Genomic DNA, 18,972 nt, shown 5'->3' on the forward strand with positions numbered 1-18,972 from the left:
AGGCGGGTGTCAACTTGGACGCCACAATGAACCCAGCGCAATCCAGCATTTCACCACCGGTCGGCAATTTGCGAAAGAGGGAATTCCTGCAATACGCCGAAAGCAGCCCGAAGGGTGGTGATCGTCTCAGCAAGTTCAACGCCGCCTATCGCGAAGACGACCGCAAGTTCATGCGATTCCTGATCCCACCCGGTAAGCGGGTACTGGAACTTGGTTGTGGCCAAGGCGAGTTGCTCGCTGCGCTGAAACCATCCTACGGGGTCGGAATAGACTTCAGCGTCAATACGATTGCTAAAGCCAGGGAGTTGCATCCAGACCTGCATTTTGTTCTCGGCGACGTAGAAAATCCGGCAACGTTGGCCGGCATCGAGGATCCGTTCGATTACATCGTGATCGCTGATACCATCGGGATGTTCGAGGACATCGACGGCACATTGAGACTTGTGCATCATTTGTGCACTCCATCCACGCGGATCATAATCTCCTATTACTCACATTTGTGGGAGCCGATCCTGAAAGTCGCCGAGCTGCTGCGTCTGCGTAGAAGGCGACCGAAGATCAATTATATTGCCACCGTCGATTTCCTGAACCTGATGGATATCGCGGATTTCGAAGTGATTAGCCAAGAGCAGCGCCAATTGATACCGCTGCGCTGGTTCGGAATTGGTTCGTTCGTCAATCGCTTCATCGCGCCGCTGCCAGTGATCAGGCATTTATGCCTCCGAACCTACCTCGTCGGACGTCCGGTCCTGAAGTTTCCGGACCGGAAATATTCCGTGAGCATCGTCATTCCCTGTCGAAACGAGAAAGGCAATATCGAAAGCGCTATACTGCGGATGCCGAGGTTCGCCGCCAAGCAGGAAATTCTGTTCGTGGAAGGAAATTCCAGCGACGGCACGTTCGAAGAGTGCGAGCGGGTACGCGATGCATATAAGGACAACTGGGACATCAAAGTGCTGAAGCAGGATGGAAAGGGTAAGGGGGATGCGGTTCGAAAAGGTTTCGCCAGCGCTACCGGCGACGTGCTGATGATTCTCGATGCAGATCTGACGATGCCTCCTGAAGCACTGCCGAAATATCATTCGTTAATCGAGACCGGCAAGGCAGAATTCGTCAACGGCACCCGCCTGATCTACCCAATGGAAAACGAGGCGATGCGATCACTCAATCTCATCGCCAACCGCTGCTTTGCCTATCTATTCAGCTACCTCGTAAACACCCGGCTCACCGACACGCTATGCGGCACCAAAGTCCTTTTGCGAAAAGATTACGAAGTGCTGGCGCGGGAGCGCGAATACTTCGGCAACTTCGATCCGTTCGGGGATTTTGATCTGATCTTCGGTGCCGCGAAACAGAATCTGAAAATCGTCGAAACTGCGATCCACTACAAGGCCCGCACTTTTGGCGAAACCCAGATATCTCGATTTCGGGACGGTTGGTTGCTGTTGAGAATGGTGTGGTTCGCCTACCGCAAGCTCAAGGCCATTTGATTGTTATGACGCAGAGCGCAATCGGTTTGAATCAACGCCAGGTCATCCATCGGCAAGTCTGGGCGCGGAAGAAAGCGCTACGCGCTCTCTATCATGACTTTCACCGGCAGCTGTTTGAAAACTGTCCGGCGGGTAGCGTTCTCGACATCGGCGGAGGAACTGCTCACATCAAGGAATCTCGCCCCGATGTCGTTTCCGCCGACATCTTATCCTTTCCGGGTATCGACGTGGTCGCCGATGCTCACCGGCTTCCTTTCCGGAATGAAATCTTTGACGGCGTCGTGATGCTCGATGTCCTGCATCATCTGGAACGCCCGATCGAATTCCTCAAGGAGGCGTCGCGCGTCTTGAAGCCCGGCGGGTGTCTCGCGATGATCGAGCCGGCGATGACGACAATCGCGCGCAGGTTCTACGATCGGTTTCACGAAGAACCCGTGGACATGAACGCCGATCCATTCGCGCTTGTCGCAATCGATCCCGATCGTGATCCGTTCGATGCCAATCAGGCAATTCCCACATTGTTGTTCGCCACTGCTCCCGCGTGCAGGCGTATCGAACAGACCGTTCCGTCGTTGCGGGTACGCACCGTCGAATGGCACAGCCTTTTCGCCTATCCGATGAGCGGCGGATTCCAGAAATGGTCGTTGATTCCGGGCTCACTGGTCGGCCCGATGCTGGCACTTGAAAGAAAGGTGCCAGCTCCAGTCCGAAAACATTTAGCATTCCGGATGATGATTGTCCTGCAACGTATATAGCGGTGTCGAGTTATTTCGGATTTCGACCTGCAACTTCGGGAGTTGCCGCAGCGGTCAAAAATGGGGATCGAGTAGTTCCTTCTCATCGAAGGATTCATTGGATGGCCAGAGATTCAACTTTCTAAATCGCTGGGCATGTTTGGATTTTGCGGCTTCCCTGTGAATTGCGTCCTAGTTTAGCGGGCAAAATGCGCTATCTACTCCGTTATCAGGCTATCAGCCTTAGACACGGCTCTGGTCGGATGCTATGGCCGTGCGCGGCCGATGGCACGGCCCCTCCGTCCTCATTTGGGCTGGGCGATGGGAGCGCGGAACGGCTGTTAATCGCTGCGGATCGGCATCATTGGAGAGGACATGGCGGCTCAAGATTCGCAGCGGCGCGTGGCGCTGATCACCGGCGTCACCGGCCAGGACGGCGCCTATCTGGCCGAATATCTGCTCGGCCTCGGCTATGAGGTCCACGGCATCAAGCGGCGGTCGTCCTCGTTTAACACCGCGCGCATCGATCACCTCTACCAGGATCCGCACGCCGGCAATGTGCCGTTCCTGCTGCATTACGGCGACATGACGGATTCGACCAACCTGATCCGGCTGATGCAGCAGATCAGGCCGACCGAGATCTACAACCTCGCCGCCCAGAGCCATGTCGGCGTCAGTTTTGAGAGCCCGGAATACACCGCCAATGCCGACGCCATCGGCGTGCTGCGACTGCTGGAGGCGATCCGCATCCTCGGCATGGAGAAGGAGACGCGGTTCTATCAGGCCTCGACGTCGGAACTCTACGGCCTCGTCCAGGAAGTGCCGCAGAAGGAGACCACGCCGTTCTACCCGCGTTCGCCTTACGGCGTCGCGAAACTTTACGGCTACTGGATCACGGTCAATTACCGCGAGGCCTACGGCATGTTTGCCTCGAACGGCATCCTGTTCAACCATGAGAGCCCGATCCGCGGCGAAACCTTCGTGACGCGCAAGATCACGCGCAGCGTCGCCCGCATCGAGACCGGCCTGGAAGAGGTGCTCTATCTCGGCAACCTCGAGGCCAAGCGCGACTGGGGCCATGCCCGGGATTATGTCGAGGGCATGCACAGGATATTGCAGGCGGACGCGCCCGACGATTTCGTGCTGGCGACCGGCGAAACCCGTTCGGTGCGCGAATTCGTCGAACTGGCGTTCGCCGAAGTCGACCGCCGCATCGAATGGCGCGGCAACGGTGTCGACGAAACCGGCGTCGACAAAAAATCCGGCAAGACCGTGGTCCGGATCGATCCGGTCTACTTCCGGCCGACCGAAGTCGATCTTCTGGTCGGCGATGCCAGCAAGGCGCGCGAGAAGCTCGGCTGGCAGCCGAAGACGCCGTTCGCCCGACTGGTCAAGGAAATGGTCGCAAGCGATCTCGCTGACGCAAGGCGGGAGGTGGCCAATGGCAAGCCTTCCGTTTGAGCTGAAAGGCAAGACGGTCTATGTCGCCGGCCATCGCGGCATGGTCGGCTCGGCGCTGGTGCGCCGGCTGGCTTCGGAAAACGTCGAGCTGCTGACGGCGAGCCGCAGCGAGGCCGATCTGCGCGATCAGGCCGCGGTCAATAAATGGTTCGCCGCCAAGCGTCCGCAGGTGGTGTTTCTGGCGGCCGCCAAGGTCGGCGGCATCGTCGCCAACAACACGCTGCGCGCCGAATTCCTCTACGACAATCTGGCGATTGCGACCAATGTGATCCACGCCGCGCATGTCCATGGCGCCGAGAAGCTGATGTTCCTCGGCTCGTCCTGCATCTACCCCAAGCTGGCGCCGCAGCCGTTGCGCGAAGATGCCATGCTGACGGGGCCGCTGGAGCCGACCAACGAGCCCTATGCGATTGCAAAAATCGCCGGGATCAAGATGGTGGAGGCCTATCGCAGCCAGTATGGCGCCGACTTCATCAATGTGATGCCGACCAATCTCTACGGTCGTGGCGACAATTATCATCCCGAGTACAGCCACGTCGTGGCCGCCCTGATCCGCCGCTTCCACGAGGCGAAGATGTCCGGCGCCAGGGAGGTCGTGGTCTGGGGCACCGGCACACCGCGGCGCGAATTCCTCTATGTCGACGACCTCGCCGATGCCTGCATCCATTTGATGAAGACCTATTCCGACGATGAGCTGGTCAATATCGGCACTGGCGAGGACATCACCATCGCCGAATTCGCCCGCGTGGTCGCGACGACTGTCGGCTACACTGGCGAGATCGGTTTTGACACCTCGCGCCCGGACGGCACGCCGCGCAAACTGCTCGATGTCAGCCGGCTGGCCAAACTCGGCTGGCGCGCCTCTACCTCGCTCGAGGAGGGCATCAGGCTGGCCTATCAGGCGTTCCTCAGCGAGACGAAGTGACGCGGTGAATCTTCCGCCTTCGGACTGAGAATATCTGTCGGCTTCACGACGCTCGACGGGTAGGATGCGCGCACCCAGGCGGCCGCAAGAGCCGCCAGTGTGTTGGAGGAAACATGAAAAAATTTCAGCGTCGTCAATTTTTGCAACTCGCCGCCGGTGCGGCTGCGCTTCCGCTCACATCTGGAAACGCGAGCGCGCAGGCTTATCCCGCGCGGCCGGTTCGCCTCGTGATCGGTTACACGCCCGGCGGCTCGGCGGATCTCACGGCGCGCTTGATGGGGCAGTGGTTATCGGAAAAGCTTGGGCAATCCTTTGTCATCGAGAACCGGCCGGGCGGCGGCACCAACATCGCGACCGAGTCCGTGCTGCGCGCCACGCCGGACGGTTACACGCTGCTTCTGGTCGCGCCGGCCAACGCCATCAACGCCACGCTCTACGACAAGCTGCCCTTCGATTTCATGAAGGAGATGGAGCCGATCGCAGGCATCATCCGCTTTCCCAACGTCGTGGTGGTGCACCCCTCGCTGCCGATCAAGTCGATTCCCGAATTGATCGCCTACGCCAAGGCCAATCCCGGCAAGCTCAACATGGCGTCATCAGGCAACGGGTCGACGATCCACATGTCGGGCGAACTGTTCAAGATGTCGACCGGAATCAATATGCAGCATGTGCCCTATCGGGGAGGCGCGCCGGCACTCACCGACATGCTCTCCGGAGTGATGCAGGTGATGTTCGACAATCTTCCGACCTGCGCCGAGCACGTCAAATCCGGCAAGCTTCGCGGCCTTGCGGTCACCAGCACGACCCGCTCGGAGGTGCTGCCGGATCTGCCGCTGGTCGCTGACTTCCTGCCCGGCTACGAAGCAAGTGCCTGGTACGGTCTCGCGGCGCCGAAGAACACGCCGCCTGAAATCGTCGACCGGCTCAACAAGGCCGTCAACGAAATCCTCGCCGATCCCAAAGCCAAGTCGCGGTTCACCGAAATCGGCGCGATACTGCTGCCGGGCTCGGCCGCCGACTTCGGCAAGCTGGTGGCAGACGAAACCGAGAAATGGGGCAAGGTGGTCAAGTTCGCCGGCGCCAAGGTGGACTAGCTCGAAGGCGCGGGCGTTGTGGCTGCGCCATGGCTCGCGCCCTTCGCGGCCTTGACTGTGACCAGCAAGATGACGCCCGCCAGTACATAAAGCGCCATCACCAGGTACATGCTGTAGGTGTTGTTGCCGGTGTACTGCGTGATCAATCCGTTGATCGATGGACTGACCGCTGGGCCGAGGTTGCCTAGGCTGCTGATCAGTGCAATGCCGGCGGCGGCCGCCGCGACCGACAGATATTCGGTAATGAGGGTGAAGAACAGCGGCGTTGCCGCCGCAATTCCGATGACCGCGAATGAAAGCGCCGCTATCGATCCGACCAGGTGTCCTTGCAGCAGGGTTGTAATCCACAAGCCGACCGCTGCGACGACCACACACGCGGCGAAATGCCAGCGTCGCTCATGATACTTGTCGGAGCTGCGGCCGATCAGGATCATTCCGACGATGCCGATCGCGTTCGGGATCGCGGAGTAGATGCCGATCAGCAGCAGGTCCTTGACGCCCCAACTCTGGATCAGGGTCGGCAGCCAGAACACCATCGTGTAGGTCGCGCCGAGCAGCAGGAAATAGACCAGGGCGAGCAGATATATCTTGGGATCGCGGATCATCTGGCCGACCGTGCTTTCGGTTTCGCCCTCGATGTCCTTTTCGTCGTGTTCCAGATTGTGCCGGAGCAGGTTTTTCTCGGCCGGCGACAACCAGTGTGCATCCGCCGGCTTGTCCTGCAGATAGAAGAAGATGATGACGCCGAGTATCGCGGCCGGCAGCCCCTGCACCAGGAACAGCCATTGCCACCCGTACCAGCCGTTCATTCCGTCGAAATATTTGAGGATGGCGCCGCAGAGCGGTCCGGCGATCACGCTGACGATGGTGGTTGCAGACATGAAGATCGCAATGACCTGCCCGCGGCGGACAGAGGGATACCGTAAGTGAAATAGAGTATGATGCCGGGAAAGAAACCCGCCTCGAATACGCCGAGCAGGAAGCGCGCAATATAGAATTGCGTCGGCGTCGTCACGAACATCATCGCCGCCGCGGTAAGCCCCCACAACACCATGATACGCAGCAGCGTCTTGCGCGCTCCGATCCTCTCCAGCAACAGATTGCTCGGAACTTCGAACAGAAAGTATCCCACGAAGAAGATGCCTGCGCCGAGCCCGTAGACGGCATCGCCAAAGGGTAACGTCTGCTTCATCTGCAGTTGCGCGTAGCCGATGTTGATGCGGTCGAGATAGGCGATCATGTAGGCGATCAGCAGCAACGGAAGGATCCGCCAATTGACCTTCGAATAGATCGATTCGACCGCCCCAACATTGGGCGGCAGTGGTTGTGATCGTTCGGCAGTTGCTGCGGTCGTGCTCATGAAGCCCCCCGTAGTTGGTGTCGCGTATCCTCAAGATGCGGATTCAACGACACCTCTTTGGGTGTCGTTACGTCGAGCAGGCCGGCAATTTCAGCCGCTGGGACAGGAGCCTTGACCTGTTGCTCATCGCGCGCAGCGATCTCCGACAATTGGACTAGGGGTCTCGCGTGTCAACAACTCGTTCTCGCGTAGCCGATGCTCGCAGCTTCGCGCGCGGGCGACCTCGGTCAGGCGACGGATTTGGCCGAGATTGGTCAGCGCGATCGCGTCGATCGACTTCGGCAAGCTTGTGGCGGACGAGACCGACAAATGGGGCAAGGTGGTCAAGTTCGCCGGCGCCAAGGTGGATTAGGATGTGAACCCATAAATTCAGTGGTCGGTGGAGATCTGCTTTGGTGCGCATTCCAGACTAGAGTCGGTTGCGCCACTTCGCATTTGGGACCGGAGCTGAAGTTCGTGTCCCGCGTGGGGGTGGCGGCGCCGACCGACAATCTCGTTGATCCCACGGCCAGCTCAGGCCTAGACTGGCCAAGCTAAGCTATCCATGTCGTTCCAGGAGGATTCCATGAAGGTAGTTTCGCGATTCCTGCTCGCCGTGGTCGTTCTCGCACTCGCAGCCGGCGACGGCTATGCGCAGGACAGCGGCATGAAGAAGTGGACAAAAGGAAAAGGGTGGGGCTGGGTCTGGGGACCTCAGGACGAGGTCGGAAACCTCAACGAGATGACCGATGCATCACGTTTGGCCGCCTTGAAGCTCGTGACACAGGGTAAGGCCTACGATCTCGGCCTTCCGTATGATCGCTATTCATACAAATGGCCCGGCCACAGCCCGGGAGAGATCATGAGCTTCCGGTCGCCCGCGGGCGTGAGGAGCCAGAAGGATCTGGCGTTCACCACGGCGGAGGGCGGCAATACGGGCATCACCGCCTGGCATAGCAACGCGATCTTCATGAACGACAACGTGGCGACCCAGCTTGATGGGCTTGGCCACGTCACACATGGACCGAAGAACGAGTTTTACAACGGTTTCACGTCCGATGAGTGGGGCGGCGACTTCGGCGTTCGCAAGGCCGACGTGACGACGATCCCGCCGATCGTCGCGCGGGGCGTCTTGGTCGACGTTGCGGGCTTCAAGAACGTGGAGGCCCTTCCGTCTTCCTATGAGATCACTGTCGCGGACATCGAGGGCGCGTTGAGGGCGCAGAACGTCGACGTCACCCCGGGCACGGTCGTTCTGCTGCGCACGGGAACCGCGCGCTACTGGGGCGAGAACGGCCGCGACCACGCCAAGATCGGCCAGCACGACTCGGCGGGCATCGGCCTGACAGCCGCGAAGTGGCTCGTCGAGGAGAAGGGCGCGCTTATGCTCGGTTCCGATACGTCCGGGCTCGAATATGCGCCGCCGAAGCCAGCCGACTCTCAGGCCGTTGGCGGCAGCTTCATCCCGGTTCACGTCTATCTGCTCGTCCAGCAGGGCGTCCACATCCTGGAGTTCAATAACCTCGAGCGGCTCGCCGCCGATCGTGTCTACGAGTTCGCCTATATCCTGACCACAAACGCCATCCGCGGTACCGTGGCCGGAACGGCGCTACGGCCGCTCGTCCTCCGTTAATCGCTTAGGAGTCCACGCCGCCCTAGTTTCCCGCAGCCGCGCGCGGCGGATTTTTTGCGAGTGCCGCCGCCATCGCCGAGATCAGCGGCCGCATGAAAAATGCGTCCTCGGCCGGATAGATATCCGTGCGCAGGCCGTGAGACTTGAGCTCTTCCGACACCGCCGGTCCGACGGAAGCGATCGGCGTACATTCGAGCCCCTCACGCAGCCGATCCTCGCAGCCTCGCGCGCGCGCAACCTCGATCAGGCGGCGGATCTGGCCGAGATTGGTCAGCGCGATCGCGTCGATGCGGCCGGCCGCCATCTCGTCGATCGCGATGAGGATGTTGGCGTCGGCGGCCTGCGCGTCATATGCATAGGGCAGCACGGTATCGACCTCGGCGCCTTGCGCCTTGATCGCGCCGATCAGGACGCTGTGATCCTTGTCCGGGTAAAGCTGCAGGCCGAGGCGATGGCCGCCGAGATCGAGGCGCGACAGCATCTCGGCAATGCCTTCGGAGGTTGGCTTTTCCGTCGTCATCTGCGGTTCCAGTCCGATTTCGCGCAGCGCCTTGCCCGGTTTGGGTCCGCGCGCGAATTTGCGCGCCTTGCCGAGGGAGGCAATGAATTCCTGCTCGACGCCGATGCGCCGGACGACCTTCATCAGCCGGCGCAGGCCTTCGCCCGTCATCAGCACCAAATCGTCAAAGGGCTTTTCAATGCATCGCCCGATCCAGGCTTCGACCGGTGCCGGGTCCGGCGCGTCGTGGATGGTGAACATCGGACATTGCAGCACGTCGGCGCCCTGCTCGGTGAGCAGGCGGGAAAACTGCGCTTCCTCGCGCGTTTCCAGAATCAGGATGCGGTAACCGTTCAATCTGTCAGCCATGATCTCGCTCCAACGCTTTTGCTTCGCGCTTTGTTCATCCTGACCCCGGTTTCGGGATTGGCGCAAGCGTATGTGCGGTGATAGAGCAGGGCCGCAAATCGCCGCTTCACCCTTTTGCCTGAATTGTAGTCAGCTTCGCCATGCCCGATCACCAGTTCGTTCTGACCCTGTCCTGCCCGGATCGCCCCGGCATCGTTTCCGCGGTGTCGACCTTTCTCGCCCATAACGGGCAGAACATCCTGGACGCTCAGCAGTTCGACGACGTCGAGACCAAAAAATTCTTCATGCGGGTGGTGTTCACCGCCGCTGATCTCGCCGTCGAACTGCAGGCGCTGCAGACCGGTTTCACCGCGATCGCCGATCGCTTTGCCATGGAATGGCAGATGCGCGACCGCGCCAATCGCCGCCGCGTGATGCTGCTGGTTTCCAAGTCGGATCACTGCCTGGTCGATATCCTGTATCGCTGGCGCACCGGCGAACTCGAGATGATCCCGACCGCGGTTGTCTCCAACCATCCGCGCGAGACCTACGGCAATCTCGATTTCTGCGAGATCCCGTTCCACTACATGCCTGTCACGAAGGAAACCAAGCGCGAGCAGGAAGAGGCGGTCTGGAAGCTCGTGCAGGACACGAAGACCGATCTCGTGGTGTTGGCGCGCTACATGCAGATTCTGTCGGACGAGATGTCGGCAAGACTGTCGGGGCGCTGCATCAACATCCATCACTCGTTCCTGCCGGGCTTCAAGGGCGCGCGCCCCTATCACCAGGCTCACGAGCGCGGCGTAAAGTTGATCGGCGCCACCGCGCATTACGTCACGCGCGATCTCGACGAGGGCCCGATTATCGACCAGGACGTCGAGCGCATCAGCCACCGCGACACGCCGGAAGATCTGTCGCGCAAGGGCCGCGACATCGAGCGCCGCGTACTGGCGCGCGCCACGCGCCATCACCTCGAGGACCGCGTGATCCTCAATGGTCGCAAGACTGTAGTGTTCATGGATTAGCGAGCCGCGTCCTGCTTGGAGGGCGCGGGCTTGGTTTCCTCGCCGCGTTCGGAAGCCGGCAGCAGGCGCTTTCGCTCGCGCTCCCGCATGTACTCGTCGTACTTCGCTGTCCCGGGGCGCGGCGGCGCGTCCGCGGGCATTCCGCCGATCGCCGCCGGAATGGCGTCGCTGATCCCGGCTGCCAGTTTCTCGTTGATCGTGCCGCAACCGGCCAGGCCGCAGCCCGCGAGGGCAACGGTGAGGATCGTGACAATATGGCGCGCGCTGGTCGGCATCGGCAGCAGGTTACGACCTGACCCTTTAAGGATGATGGATTTAGGGCGCCGCCTTTCAAGAACCGGCGAGGACGCATCTTTGTTGACAGGGCCAGTTAATTTATACAACCGTACAAATAGGCGGCCAATAGTGGGCGGAAGCGTCGGGCGGCGAGGTTGGATCATATTATAATACCGTCGCCTGTTTCGCGACAGTTCCCGTTGCCCCGGCAACTTCGCCGCGGCACGCCAATGGTCCGATTGACAAAAGGGCGGCCAAGGACGCCATGTTGCCGGCGCTACCCGGCCGAAAAATCTGGGTTACGGTGGAGATCAAGGGCCGGGGACTCGGTTCGAGGACACAAGGCCGATCAGGGGGAGAGATGTTCATGTCTATTCGCAGTCACATGTTGTTGGCCGCAGGCGCCGTCGCCGGAATGCTGGCGGTTGCGCCGGCTCACGCCCAGGAGACCGTCAAGATCGGCCTGATCCTGCCGATGACCGGCGGCCAGGCATCGACCGGCAAGCAGATCGACAACGCGGTCAAGCTCTATATGCAGCAGAACGGCGATACCGTCGCCGGCAAGAAGATCGAAGTCATCCTCAAGGACGACGGGGCGGTTCCCGACAACACCAAGCGCCTGGCGCAGGAGCTGATCGTCAACGACAAGGTCAGTTTCATCGCGGGCTTCGGCGTGACGCCGGCAGCCCTTGCCGCCGCGCCACTGGCAACGCAGGCCAAGATTCCCGAAATCGTGATGGCGGCGGGCACCTCGATCATAACAGAGCGTTCGCCCTATATCGTGCGCACCTCCTTCACGCTGGCGCAGTCGTCGACCATCATCGGTGATTGGGCCGCGAAGAACGGCATCAAGAAGGTCGCAACGCTGACCTCCGACTATGCGCCCGGCAACGACGCCTTGAACTTCTTCAAGCAGAACTTCACCGCCGGCGGCGGCGAGATCGTGGAAGAGGTGAAGGTGCCGCTGCAAAACCCTGATTTTGCTCCGTTTCTGCAGCGCATGAAGGACGCCAAGCCCGACGCCGTGTTCGTGTTCGTGCCGGCGGGGCAGGGCGGCAATTTCATGAAGCAGTATGCCGAGCGCGGGCTCGACAAATCGGGCATCAAGGTGATCGGCCCCGGCGACGTGATGGACGACGATCTGCTCAACGGCATGGGCGATGCGGCGCTCGGCACCGTCACCGCGCATCTCTATTCCGCGGCCCATCCCTCGGCGGCAAATAAGGAATTCGTCGCCGCCTACAAGAAGGCCTTCAACCAGCGCCCGGGCTTCATGGCGGTCGGCGGCTATGACGGCATCCGCCTGATCTACGAGGCGCTGAAGAAGACCGGCGGCAAGACCGACGGCGATGCGCTGATCGAGGCGATGAAGGGCATGAAGTGGGAAAGCCCGCGCGGCCCGATCTCGATCGATCCGGAAACCCGCGACATCGTCCAGAACATCTACATCCGCAAGGTCGAGAAGGTCGACGGCGAACTCTACAACGTCGAATTCGCGACCTTCGAGGCGGTGAAGGATTCCGGCAAGACGAAGAAGTGACGGCGAAATGTGCTGAGCCGAACGTGTTGCTCCGCTCTATCTGCGTCATGCCCGGCCTTGTGCCGGGCATCCACGTCTTTCTTCGCCGCGAAGGCTAGCGGAAGACGTGGATGGCCGGGACAAGCCAGGCCATGACGATCTATAGATTTCGTATCGCTGCGGATTTGTCTCTCCCATGACCACGCTCTTCACCATCCTGTTCGACGGTGTCGCCTACGGCATGCTGCTGTTCGTGCTCGCCTGCGGGCTGGCGGTGACGCTCGGGCTGATGAATTTCGTCAATCTCGCCCATGGCGCCTTCGCCATGACCGGCGGCTATATCTGTGCGGTGCTGGTGAACAACTCCGGCTGGCCGTTCTTCACAGCGCTGCCGCTGGCCTTTGTCTCAGCCGCGGCGATCGGGGTGCTACTGGAACGCACGCTCTACCGCCACCTCTATACCCGCAGCCATCTCGACCAGGTGCTGTTCACGATCGGCCTCACCTTCATGTCGGTGGCGGCGGTGGACTACATCATGGGATCGTCGCGCATCTTCATCAAGCTGCCGGCGGCGCTCGAGGGTCAGTTCGATTTCTTCGGCGTCGGCATCGGCCGCTACCGGCTGATGATCATCGTGATCTGCGGCCTGCTCACGGTGGCGCTGCAATTGATCCTGGCGAAGACCCGCTTTGGCAGCCGTCTGCGGGCGGCGGTGGACGATCCGCGCGCCGCCAGCGGCCTCGGCATCAACGTGCCGCAGGTGTTCGCGTTCACCTTTGCCTTTGGCTGCGGCCTTGCGGGTCTCGGCGGGGCGCTCAGTGCCGAAATTCTCGGGCTCGATCCGTATTTTCCGCTCAAATTCATGATCTACTTTCTGATCGTGGTCACCGTCGGCGGCTCCTCCAGCATCACCGGGCCGTTCCTTGCTTCGCTTCTGCTCGGCATCGGCGACGTCGCCGGCAAATATTACGTGCCGAAGATGGGACCGTTCGTCATCTACACCATCATGATCGTCATCCTGATCTGGCGTCCGAACGGCTTGTTCGGCCGCGCCGCCGCGCGGTGAGCCAGCGATGACCGCAGTCTCCGATGTTTCATCCCATGCCATCGCCCGCGCCCGCTTGCGTCCGGCTGAAATCGCGTTCTGGGTTCTCGCGGCGTCCTGCGCGTTCCTGTTTCCCTCCCGCTATCTGATCATGACCGACATCATTCGGCTGGCGTTGTTCACGCTGTCGCTCGATCTGATCCTCGGCTACGCCGGCATCGTCTCGCTGGGGCACGCCGCCTTCTTCGGCGTCGGTGCCTATTCGGCGGGGCTATTGGCCCTGCACGGCATCATCAACGAGCCGGTGATCGCGCTTGTTGCGGCCGGCCTGATCGCCATGGTGCTCGGCTTCCTCACGAGCTTCCTCGTCATCCGCGGCGTCGACCTGACGCGGCTGATGGTGACGCTCGGCATCGCGCTGCTGCTGGAGGCGCTGGCGGAACGCTTCTCCAACATCACCGGCGGCACCGACGGGCTGCAGGGCATCGAGATGCAACCGATCCTCGGCCTGTTTGCGTTCGACATGTTCGGGAAGACCGGCTTCTTCTACTCGCTGATCGTGCTGTTCCTGCTGTTTCTGCTGGCGCGGCGGATCGTGAATTCGCCGTTCGGCCTGTCGCTGCGCGCGATCAAGAACAACCCGTTGCGGGCGTCGGCGATCGGCGTGCCCGTCAACCGCCGCCTGATCGCGATCTATACGGTGGCGGCATTCTATGCCGGCATCGCCGGCGCGCTGTTCACCCAGACCACGGCGCTGGCCTCCCTCGACGTGTTCGCGTTCGAGCGCTCCGCCGATCTGATGCTGGTGCTCGTCATCGGCGGCACCGGCTATCTCTATGGCGGGCTGATCGGCGCGGTCGTGTTCAAGATGCTGCAGGAGCTGTTTCAGACCATTACGCCGCAATACTGGATGTTCTGGATCGGGCTCGTTCTGGTCGTGATCGTGCTGGTGGGCCGCGAGCGCATCCATCGCTGGGTGCTTTGGGGGCCGAACCTTGTGATCCGCCAGGTCTTCGGACGCAAGGCCGTCGTGGCCGTTCCTGAAAGCGATGCGCCATGACGATCGCGCTGGAAACAAAGGGACTGGAAAAATCCTTCGGCGGCTTGAAGGTCACGCGCGACCTCTCGCTGAAGGTGGAGCAAGGCGCCCGCCACGCCCTGATCGGGCCGAACGGCGCCGGCAAGACCACCGTCATCAATCTCCTGACCGGCGTGCTCAAGCCGAATGGAGGGCGGATCCTGCTCGAGGGCACCGACATCACCGATTTGCCGGTTCACACCCGGGTGCTGCGCGGGCTCTCGCGCACCTTCCAGATCAACCAGCTCTATGCCGATTTGACCCCGCTCGAAACCGTGGGGCTGGCGGTTTCCGAACGGCTCGGCCGCGGCGGCGACTGGTGGCGGCGGATGGGCACGCGCGCCGACGTCAACGAGGAGATTGCCGAGACGCTCGGGCGCTTTCATCTGCTCGACGTGATGAACGAGCTCACCGCAACGCTACCCTATGGCAAGCAGCGCCTGCTGGAGATCGCGGTCGCGATTGCGACCCGGCCGCGCGTGCTGCTGCTCGACGAGCCCGCCGCCGGCGTGCCCGAGAGCGAACGCCACGATATTCTGGCGGCGGTTGCCGCCCTGCCGCGTGACGTCACGGTGCTGCTGATCGAGCACGACATGGATCTGGTGTTCTCGTTTGCCGACCGCATCTCGGTGCTGGTCAATGGCGCCATGCTGGTGGAGGGCCCGCCCGACGAGGTGGCCAGGGATCCGCAGGTCAAGGCGGTCTATCTCGGTGAGGCCGCCGATGTCTGATCTTCTCGCCATCGATGCCTTGCGCGCCGGCTACGGCGAAGCCGTGGTGCTGCCCTCGATGTCGCTGACCCTGGGCGAGGGCCAGGTGCTGGCGCTGTTGGGGCGCAACGGCACTGGCAAGACCACGCTGATCAATTCGATCGTCGGCATCACCCGCCGCTTCGGCGGCACGCTTGCGCTCGGCGGGGTGGACATCACGGCAATGCGGCCGGACCAGCGGGCGCGGGCAGGGATCGGCTGGGTGCCGCAGGAACGCAATATCTTCCGCTCGCTGACGGTCGAGGAAAACATGACCGCCGTGGCCCAGCCGGGCCCCTGGACCGTGGACAAGGTTTACGAAATGTTTCCGCGGCTGAAGGAACGCCGCAGCAATTTCGGCAACCAGCTCTCCGGCGGCGAGCAGCAGATGCTGGCGATCGGCCGCGCGCTTACCCTCAATCCCAAGGTTTTGCTGCTCGACGAGCCGACCGAGGGCCTGGCGCCGATCATCGTCGAGGAATTGCTGCGGGCGCTCGGCACCATCACCCGGGCCGGCGGCATCTGCTCGATCATCGTCGAGCAGAACGCGCAAAAGATTCTGGGGCTGGCCGATCGGGTTGTGATATTGGAACGCGGCGCAATCGTGCATGATGCGGCAAGCCACGCATTGAAGGCCGATCCCGCGGTGCTCGAACGCTATCTCGGCGTCGCCGGCGCTGCGCACTAGATTTGATGGGAGTTGAGACCATGCAGAGAACCAAAGCCCCGTTCCGCGCCGACGAGGTCGGCAGCCTGTTGCGGCCACAGCGCATCAAGGAAGCGCGCGCCAAACTGGAGAGGGGCGAGATCACGGCGGAGGACCTGCGCAAGGCCGAGGACCTCGAGATCGAAAAGGTCGTGCACAAGCAGGCTTCCATTGGCCTGAAGCTCGCGACCGACGGCGAATTCCGCCGCTCCTGGTGGCATTTCGATTTTCTCGCCAAGCTCGGCGGCTGCGTGCTCTTCCACCCCGAGACGGGTATTCAGTTCGCAGGCGTCGAGACCCGCCATGACGCCGTCCGCGTAATCGGCAAGCTCGACTTCCCCGACAACCATCCGATGCTCGATCACTTCCGCTTCCTGAAGAAGCATGCCGACACGGCCCACGTCACGCCGAAGATGACGATCCCATCGCCCGCGGTGCTGCATTTCCGCGGCGGCCGCAAGTCGATCTCGAAGGAGGTCTATCCCGATCTCGAGGAATTCTACGCCGATCTCGGCAAGACCTACCGCAAGGCGGTGAAGGCGTTCTACGACGCCGGCTGCCGCTACCTGCAGTTCGACGATACCGTGTGGGCCTATCTCTGCTCGCAGGACGAGTTGCAGAAGGCGCGCGATCGCGGCGACAATCCCGATGGACTGCAGGAAATCTACGCGCGCGTCATCAACTACGCGCTAGCCGAACGGCCGGCCGACATGGTGGTCACCACGCATGTCTGCCGCGGCAATTTCCGCTCGACCTGGATCTCGTCCGGCGGCTACGAGCCGGTGGCCGAGACCATGCTGGCCGGCACCAATTACGACGGCTATTTCCTCGAATATGATTCCGACCGTGCCGGTGGCTTCGAGCCACTGCGCTATCTGCCAAAGGGCAACAAGGTGGTCGTGGTCGGCGTCATTACGTCGAAATTCGGCGAACTCGAGAAAAAGGACGACATCAAGCGTCGTCTCGAAGAGGCCGCCAAGTTTGCCCCGCTCGACCAGCTCGCGGTCTCGCCGCAATGCGGCTTCGCCTCGACCGAGGAAGGCAACATCCTGTCCGAGGAAGAGCAGTGGGCCAAGCTCAGCCTCGCGGTCGAAGTCGCCAACGAGGTGTGGGGGAAGTAAGTCTCTCAGCCGTCATTGCGAGCGAAGCGAAGCAATCCACCTCTCAGCGTTGGGATAGAATGGATTGCTTCGTCGCTTCAGCGCAAAATTGCTTTGCAATTTTGTCGCGAGCTCCTCGCAATGACGAAGAGCCATCACGGCCTTCACTTCTCCGCCAGATAGACTTCACCCAGCAGCGACGAGTTCGACCACGGCACCTGCTTGCCCTTGGTTGCCGCGACCACCTCGGCCCGTACCCGCGTCAGCATCTGCTGCACCTCGAGTCCCCGCGTGCCGATGTGGCGCGTCAGCGCGGCCGAGAACGGGCTGTTGGCGCCTTCGCCGTCGAGCGCGACCTGTCCGGGCGCCGTTGCAAATGCGATCAGCGTGCCCGCACCCAGGGTCGCGCCGGCCCCGAGCGTGGCGGGCGCGGCCAGCCCCGAGCCGGCTTCGATGCCACGGGCAGGACCTGCGGAAGCCAGCTTCGGCGCCATCGGGTTGTTGCGGCAGGCATCGAGGATCAGGATGTTGGTGCGGACCTGATCGTCGAGGCCCGCCATGATCGTATCCATGTCCATCATCGCATCGGTCATGCCGCTGCCGGACTGAAACTGGATATCGATCGGCACCAGATAGTTGCGGCCGTCGATCTGCACGCCATGGCCGGCGTAGTAGACCACCGCCACCTGCGCCCGCGCGGCATCGCGCAGGAAGTCGCGGATCGTCGCCTGCATCGCCGTGCGGCCGAGGTCGGTTCCCTCCGTCACCACGAATCCGATGTCGCGCAGGCTTTTTGCGACCGAGCGGGCGTCATTGTGGGGATTGGGCAGCGGCCTGACATGCGTATAGGCGCTGTTGCCGATCACCAGCGCAACGCGACGGCTGGTCGGAGCAGGCGCTTGCACGGGCCGCGGGAGGTGGGGGCGCCGCACCGGCCGGCGGAGACGGGGCCGCCGATTCAACGCGCGAGCGCAGCGCCTCCTTCGCAGCTCGCGGCGGCAACGACTCCGACAGCAGTGACAGGCGAACCTTGGCGGTGGCTTGATTGGCCTTGCTGCCGGCATCGGAGGCCTTGCCCTCCAGCACCGCGGCGTAATCCTGCCTGGCGCGGTCGAGTTCGCCTTTGGCCTCGTAGGAGAGGGCGCGCTGGCTATAGGCCGAGATCAGCACGCCGCCCGGCGGCGTCATGATGTTGACCGGTGCTTTTGCTTTTGCGAGCCGGATCGCTTCGGTCGTGTCGGCGATGGCGCGATCAAGGTCACCCTTGGCGCGCCAGATCACCGCGCGGCTGGTCAAAGGTTGCGGCAATTCCGGGTCGAGACGGATCGCTTCATTGATGTCGGCCAACGCACCATCGAGATCGCCAAGTGCGCGTTTCGAAATGCCGCGGTTCTGCCAGGAGAACGCCGACGGCGGTCCGAGCTTGATCGATTGATCGTAGTCGGCGATCGCCTTGGCGTATTCGCCCTTGGAGCGCCAGGCGTTGCCGCGGTTGTGAAAGGTGATGCCGGTCGGCGGCCCGATTCGCAGCGCGTCGTTGAAATCGGCAATCGCGATGTCGTCCTCGCCCTTGTCGTAATAGGCCGAGCCGCGCAGATTGTAGACGGCTTGGCTGGGCCGCAGGCGGATTGCCTCGCCGGCATCCGCGATCACCTGCGTGTAGTTGCCTTTCTTGTTCCAGCCGACCGCGCGCCAGAAATAGATGTTCGCGAGCTTCTCGCCGGAAAACACTTTCAGCGCGATGATCTTGTTGCAGGCGTCGATCTGCTGATCGGCCGGCGTGGTGTCGGTGGTGCAGAGCGGCCCAAGCTGGCTTCGCGGTTGGGCGAGGGAAGGCGCCGACCATAGCGCGGCGGCGAGCAGGATAAGCGTCAAGATCGCGCGGCGCATCAGGTCCCCGTGATTGGTCGCAAGTGGCGGATACCGCTTTGTTGCCTGCCGCGGCATGGGG

Annotated in this window: 15 protein-coding genes and 2 pseudogenes; 13 read left to right on the plus strand and 4 right to left on the minus strand. The window is 61.9% G+C overall.

The features are described from left to right. The first annotated feature begins 26 nt into the window (after positions 1-26). From IVB22_RS04860 to IVB22_RS04880, 5 genes are all read left to right on the plus strand, one after another. The gene (locus IVB22_RS04860; RefSeq protein ID WP_247516177.1) at positions 27-1,490 is read left to right on the plus strand and encodes a bifunctional class I SAM-dependent methyltransferase/glycosyltransferase family 2 protein; all 1,464 of its coding nucleotides are present in this window, start codon (positions 27-29) and stop codon (positions 1,488-1,490) included. Further along, positions 1,457-2,245, plus strand: coding sequence for a class I SAM-dependent methyltransferase (locus IVB22_RS04865; protein WP_247516178.1), 789 nt, complete (start codon positions 1,457-1,459; stop codon positions 2,243-2,245). The genes IVB22_RS04860 and IVB22_RS04865 overlap by 34 nt, the downstream gene beginning before the upstream one ends. Before the next feature lie 354 nt (positions 2,246-2,599). Beyond that, the gene (gmd, locus tag IVB22_RS04870) at positions 2,600-3,685 is read left to right on the plus strand and encodes a GDP-mannose 4,6-dehydratase (RefSeq protein WP_247516179.1); all 1,086 of its coding nucleotides are present in this window, start codon (positions 2,600-2,602) and stop codon (positions 3,683-3,685) included. After that, positions 3,666-4,610 (plus strand): GDP-L-fucose synthase, encoded by a 945-nt coding sequence (locus tag IVB22_RS04875; protein ID WP_276576903.1) that lies wholly within the window; start codon positions 3,666-3,668, stop codon positions 4,608-4,610. Before gmd ends, IVB22_RS04875 begins: the two co-directional genes overlap by 20 nt. A gap of 113 nt (positions 4,611-4,723) precedes the next feature. After that, positions 4,724-5,704 (plus strand): tripartite tricarboxylate transporter substrate binding protein, encoded by a 981-nt coding sequence (locus IVB22_RS04880; RefSeq protein ID WP_247516180.1) that lies wholly within the window; start codon positions 4,724-4,726, stop codon positions 5,702-5,704. Here IVB22_RS04880 and IVB22_RS41860 read toward each other — a convergent pair. Then, positions 5,701-7,064, minus strand: a pseudogene (locus tag IVB22_RS41860) (MFS transporter). The gene IVB22_RS04880 and the pseudogene IVB22_RS41860 overlap by 4 nt on opposite strands. 565 nt (positions 7,065-7,629) lie before the next feature. On the opposite strand from IVB22_RS41860, the gene IVB22_RS04900 reads away from it, so the two are divergent. Beyond that, the gene (locus IVB22_RS04900; RefSeq protein ID WP_247516183.1) at positions 7,630-8,676 is read left to right on the plus strand and encodes a cyclase family protein; all 1,047 of its coding nucleotides are present in this window, start codon (positions 7,630-7,632) and stop codon (positions 8,674-8,676) included. 22 nt (positions 8,677-8,698) lie between these two features. Here IVB22_RS04900 and IVB22_RS04905 read toward each other — a convergent pair whose 3' ends face one another. Further along, the gene (locus IVB22_RS04905; RefSeq protein WP_247516184.1) at positions 8,699-9,544 is read right to left on the minus strand and encodes a uroporphyrinogen-III synthase; all 846 of its coding nucleotides are present in this window, start codon (positions 9,542-9,544) and stop codon (positions 8,699-8,701) included. Between the two features lie 140 nt (positions 9,545-9,684). Between IVB22_RS04905 and purU the strand changes: the two genes are divergently transcribed. Then, positions 9,685-10,548 (plus strand): formyltetrahydrofolate deformylase, encoded by an 864-nt coding sequence (purU, locus tag IVB22_RS04910; protein ID WP_247516185.1) that lies wholly within the window; start codon positions 9,685-9,687, stop codon positions 10,546-10,548. On the opposite strand, the gene IVB22_RS04915 is transcribed toward purU, so the two are convergent. Beyond that, a complete protein-coding gene (locus IVB22_RS04915; protein ID WP_247516186.1) occupies positions 10,545-10,823 on the minus strand; it encodes a hypothetical protein in 279 nt (92 codons plus the stop codon). The two genes, purU and IVB22_RS04915, sit on opposite strands and share 4 nt — an antisense overlap. A gap of 416 nt (positions 10,824-11,239) precedes the next feature. Here IVB22_RS04915 and IVB22_RS04920 point away from each other — a divergent pair, with 416 nt between their 5' ends. The 6 genes from IVB22_RS04920 (at position 11,240) to IVB22_RS04945 (ending at position 17,042) form a co-directional block, all read left to right on the plus strand. Next, positions 11,240-12,364, plus strand: coding sequence for an ABC transporter substrate-binding protein (locus IVB22_RS04920; protein ID WP_374207491.1), 1,125 nt, complete (start codon positions 11,240-11,242; stop codon positions 12,362-12,364). A gap of 175 nt (positions 12,365-12,539) precedes the next feature. Further along, the gene (locus tag IVB22_RS04925) at positions 12,540-13,409 is read left to right on the plus strand and encodes a branched-chain amino acid ABC transporter permease (protein WP_247516187.1); all 870 of its coding nucleotides are present in this window, start codon (positions 12,540-12,542) and stop codon (positions 13,407-13,409) included. A gap of 7 nt (positions 13,410-13,416) precedes the next feature. Then, entirely contained in the window at positions 13,417-14,448 is a 1,032-nt protein-coding gene (locus IVB22_RS04930) for a branched-chain amino acid ABC transporter permease (protein WP_247516188.1), read from the plus strand. Continuing rightward, positions 14,445-15,197, plus strand: a complete 753-nt coding sequence (locus IVB22_RS04935) for an ABC transporter ATP-binding protein (RefSeq protein WP_247516189.1) — start codon at positions 14,445-14,447, stop codon at positions 15,195-15,197. The genes IVB22_RS04930 and IVB22_RS04935 overlap by 4 nt, the downstream gene beginning before the upstream one ends. Then, positions 15,190-15,903 carry an ABC transporter ATP-binding protein gene (locus IVB22_RS04940; RefSeq protein ID WP_247516190.1) on the plus strand — a complete coding sequence of 238 codons (714 nt, stop codon included), beginning with the start codon at positions 15,190-15,192 and terminating at the stop codon, positions 15,901-15,903. The genes IVB22_RS04935 and IVB22_RS04940 overlap by 8 nt, the downstream gene beginning before the upstream one ends. Positions 15,904-15,923: 20 nt before the next feature. Next, positions 15,924-17,042 carry a cobalamin-independent methionine synthase II family protein gene (locus IVB22_RS04945; protein WP_247516191.1) on the plus strand — a complete coding sequence of 373 codons (1,119 nt, stop codon included), beginning with the start codon at positions 15,924-15,926 and terminating at the stop codon, positions 17,040-17,042. Between the two features lie 143 nt (positions 17,043-17,185). Here the strand turns inward: IVB22_RS04945 and IVB22_RS04950 are convergent. Continuing rightward, a pseudogene (locus IVB22_RS04950) lies at positions 17,186-18,911 on the minus strand (caspase family protein). Positions 18,912-18,972: the final 61 nt, after the last annotated feature.

This window comes from Bradyrhizobium sp. 190 (genome assembly GCF_023073415.1).
Lineage (GTDB): Bacteria > Pseudomonadota > Alphaproteobacteria > Rhizobiales > Xanthobacteraceae > Bradyrhizobium.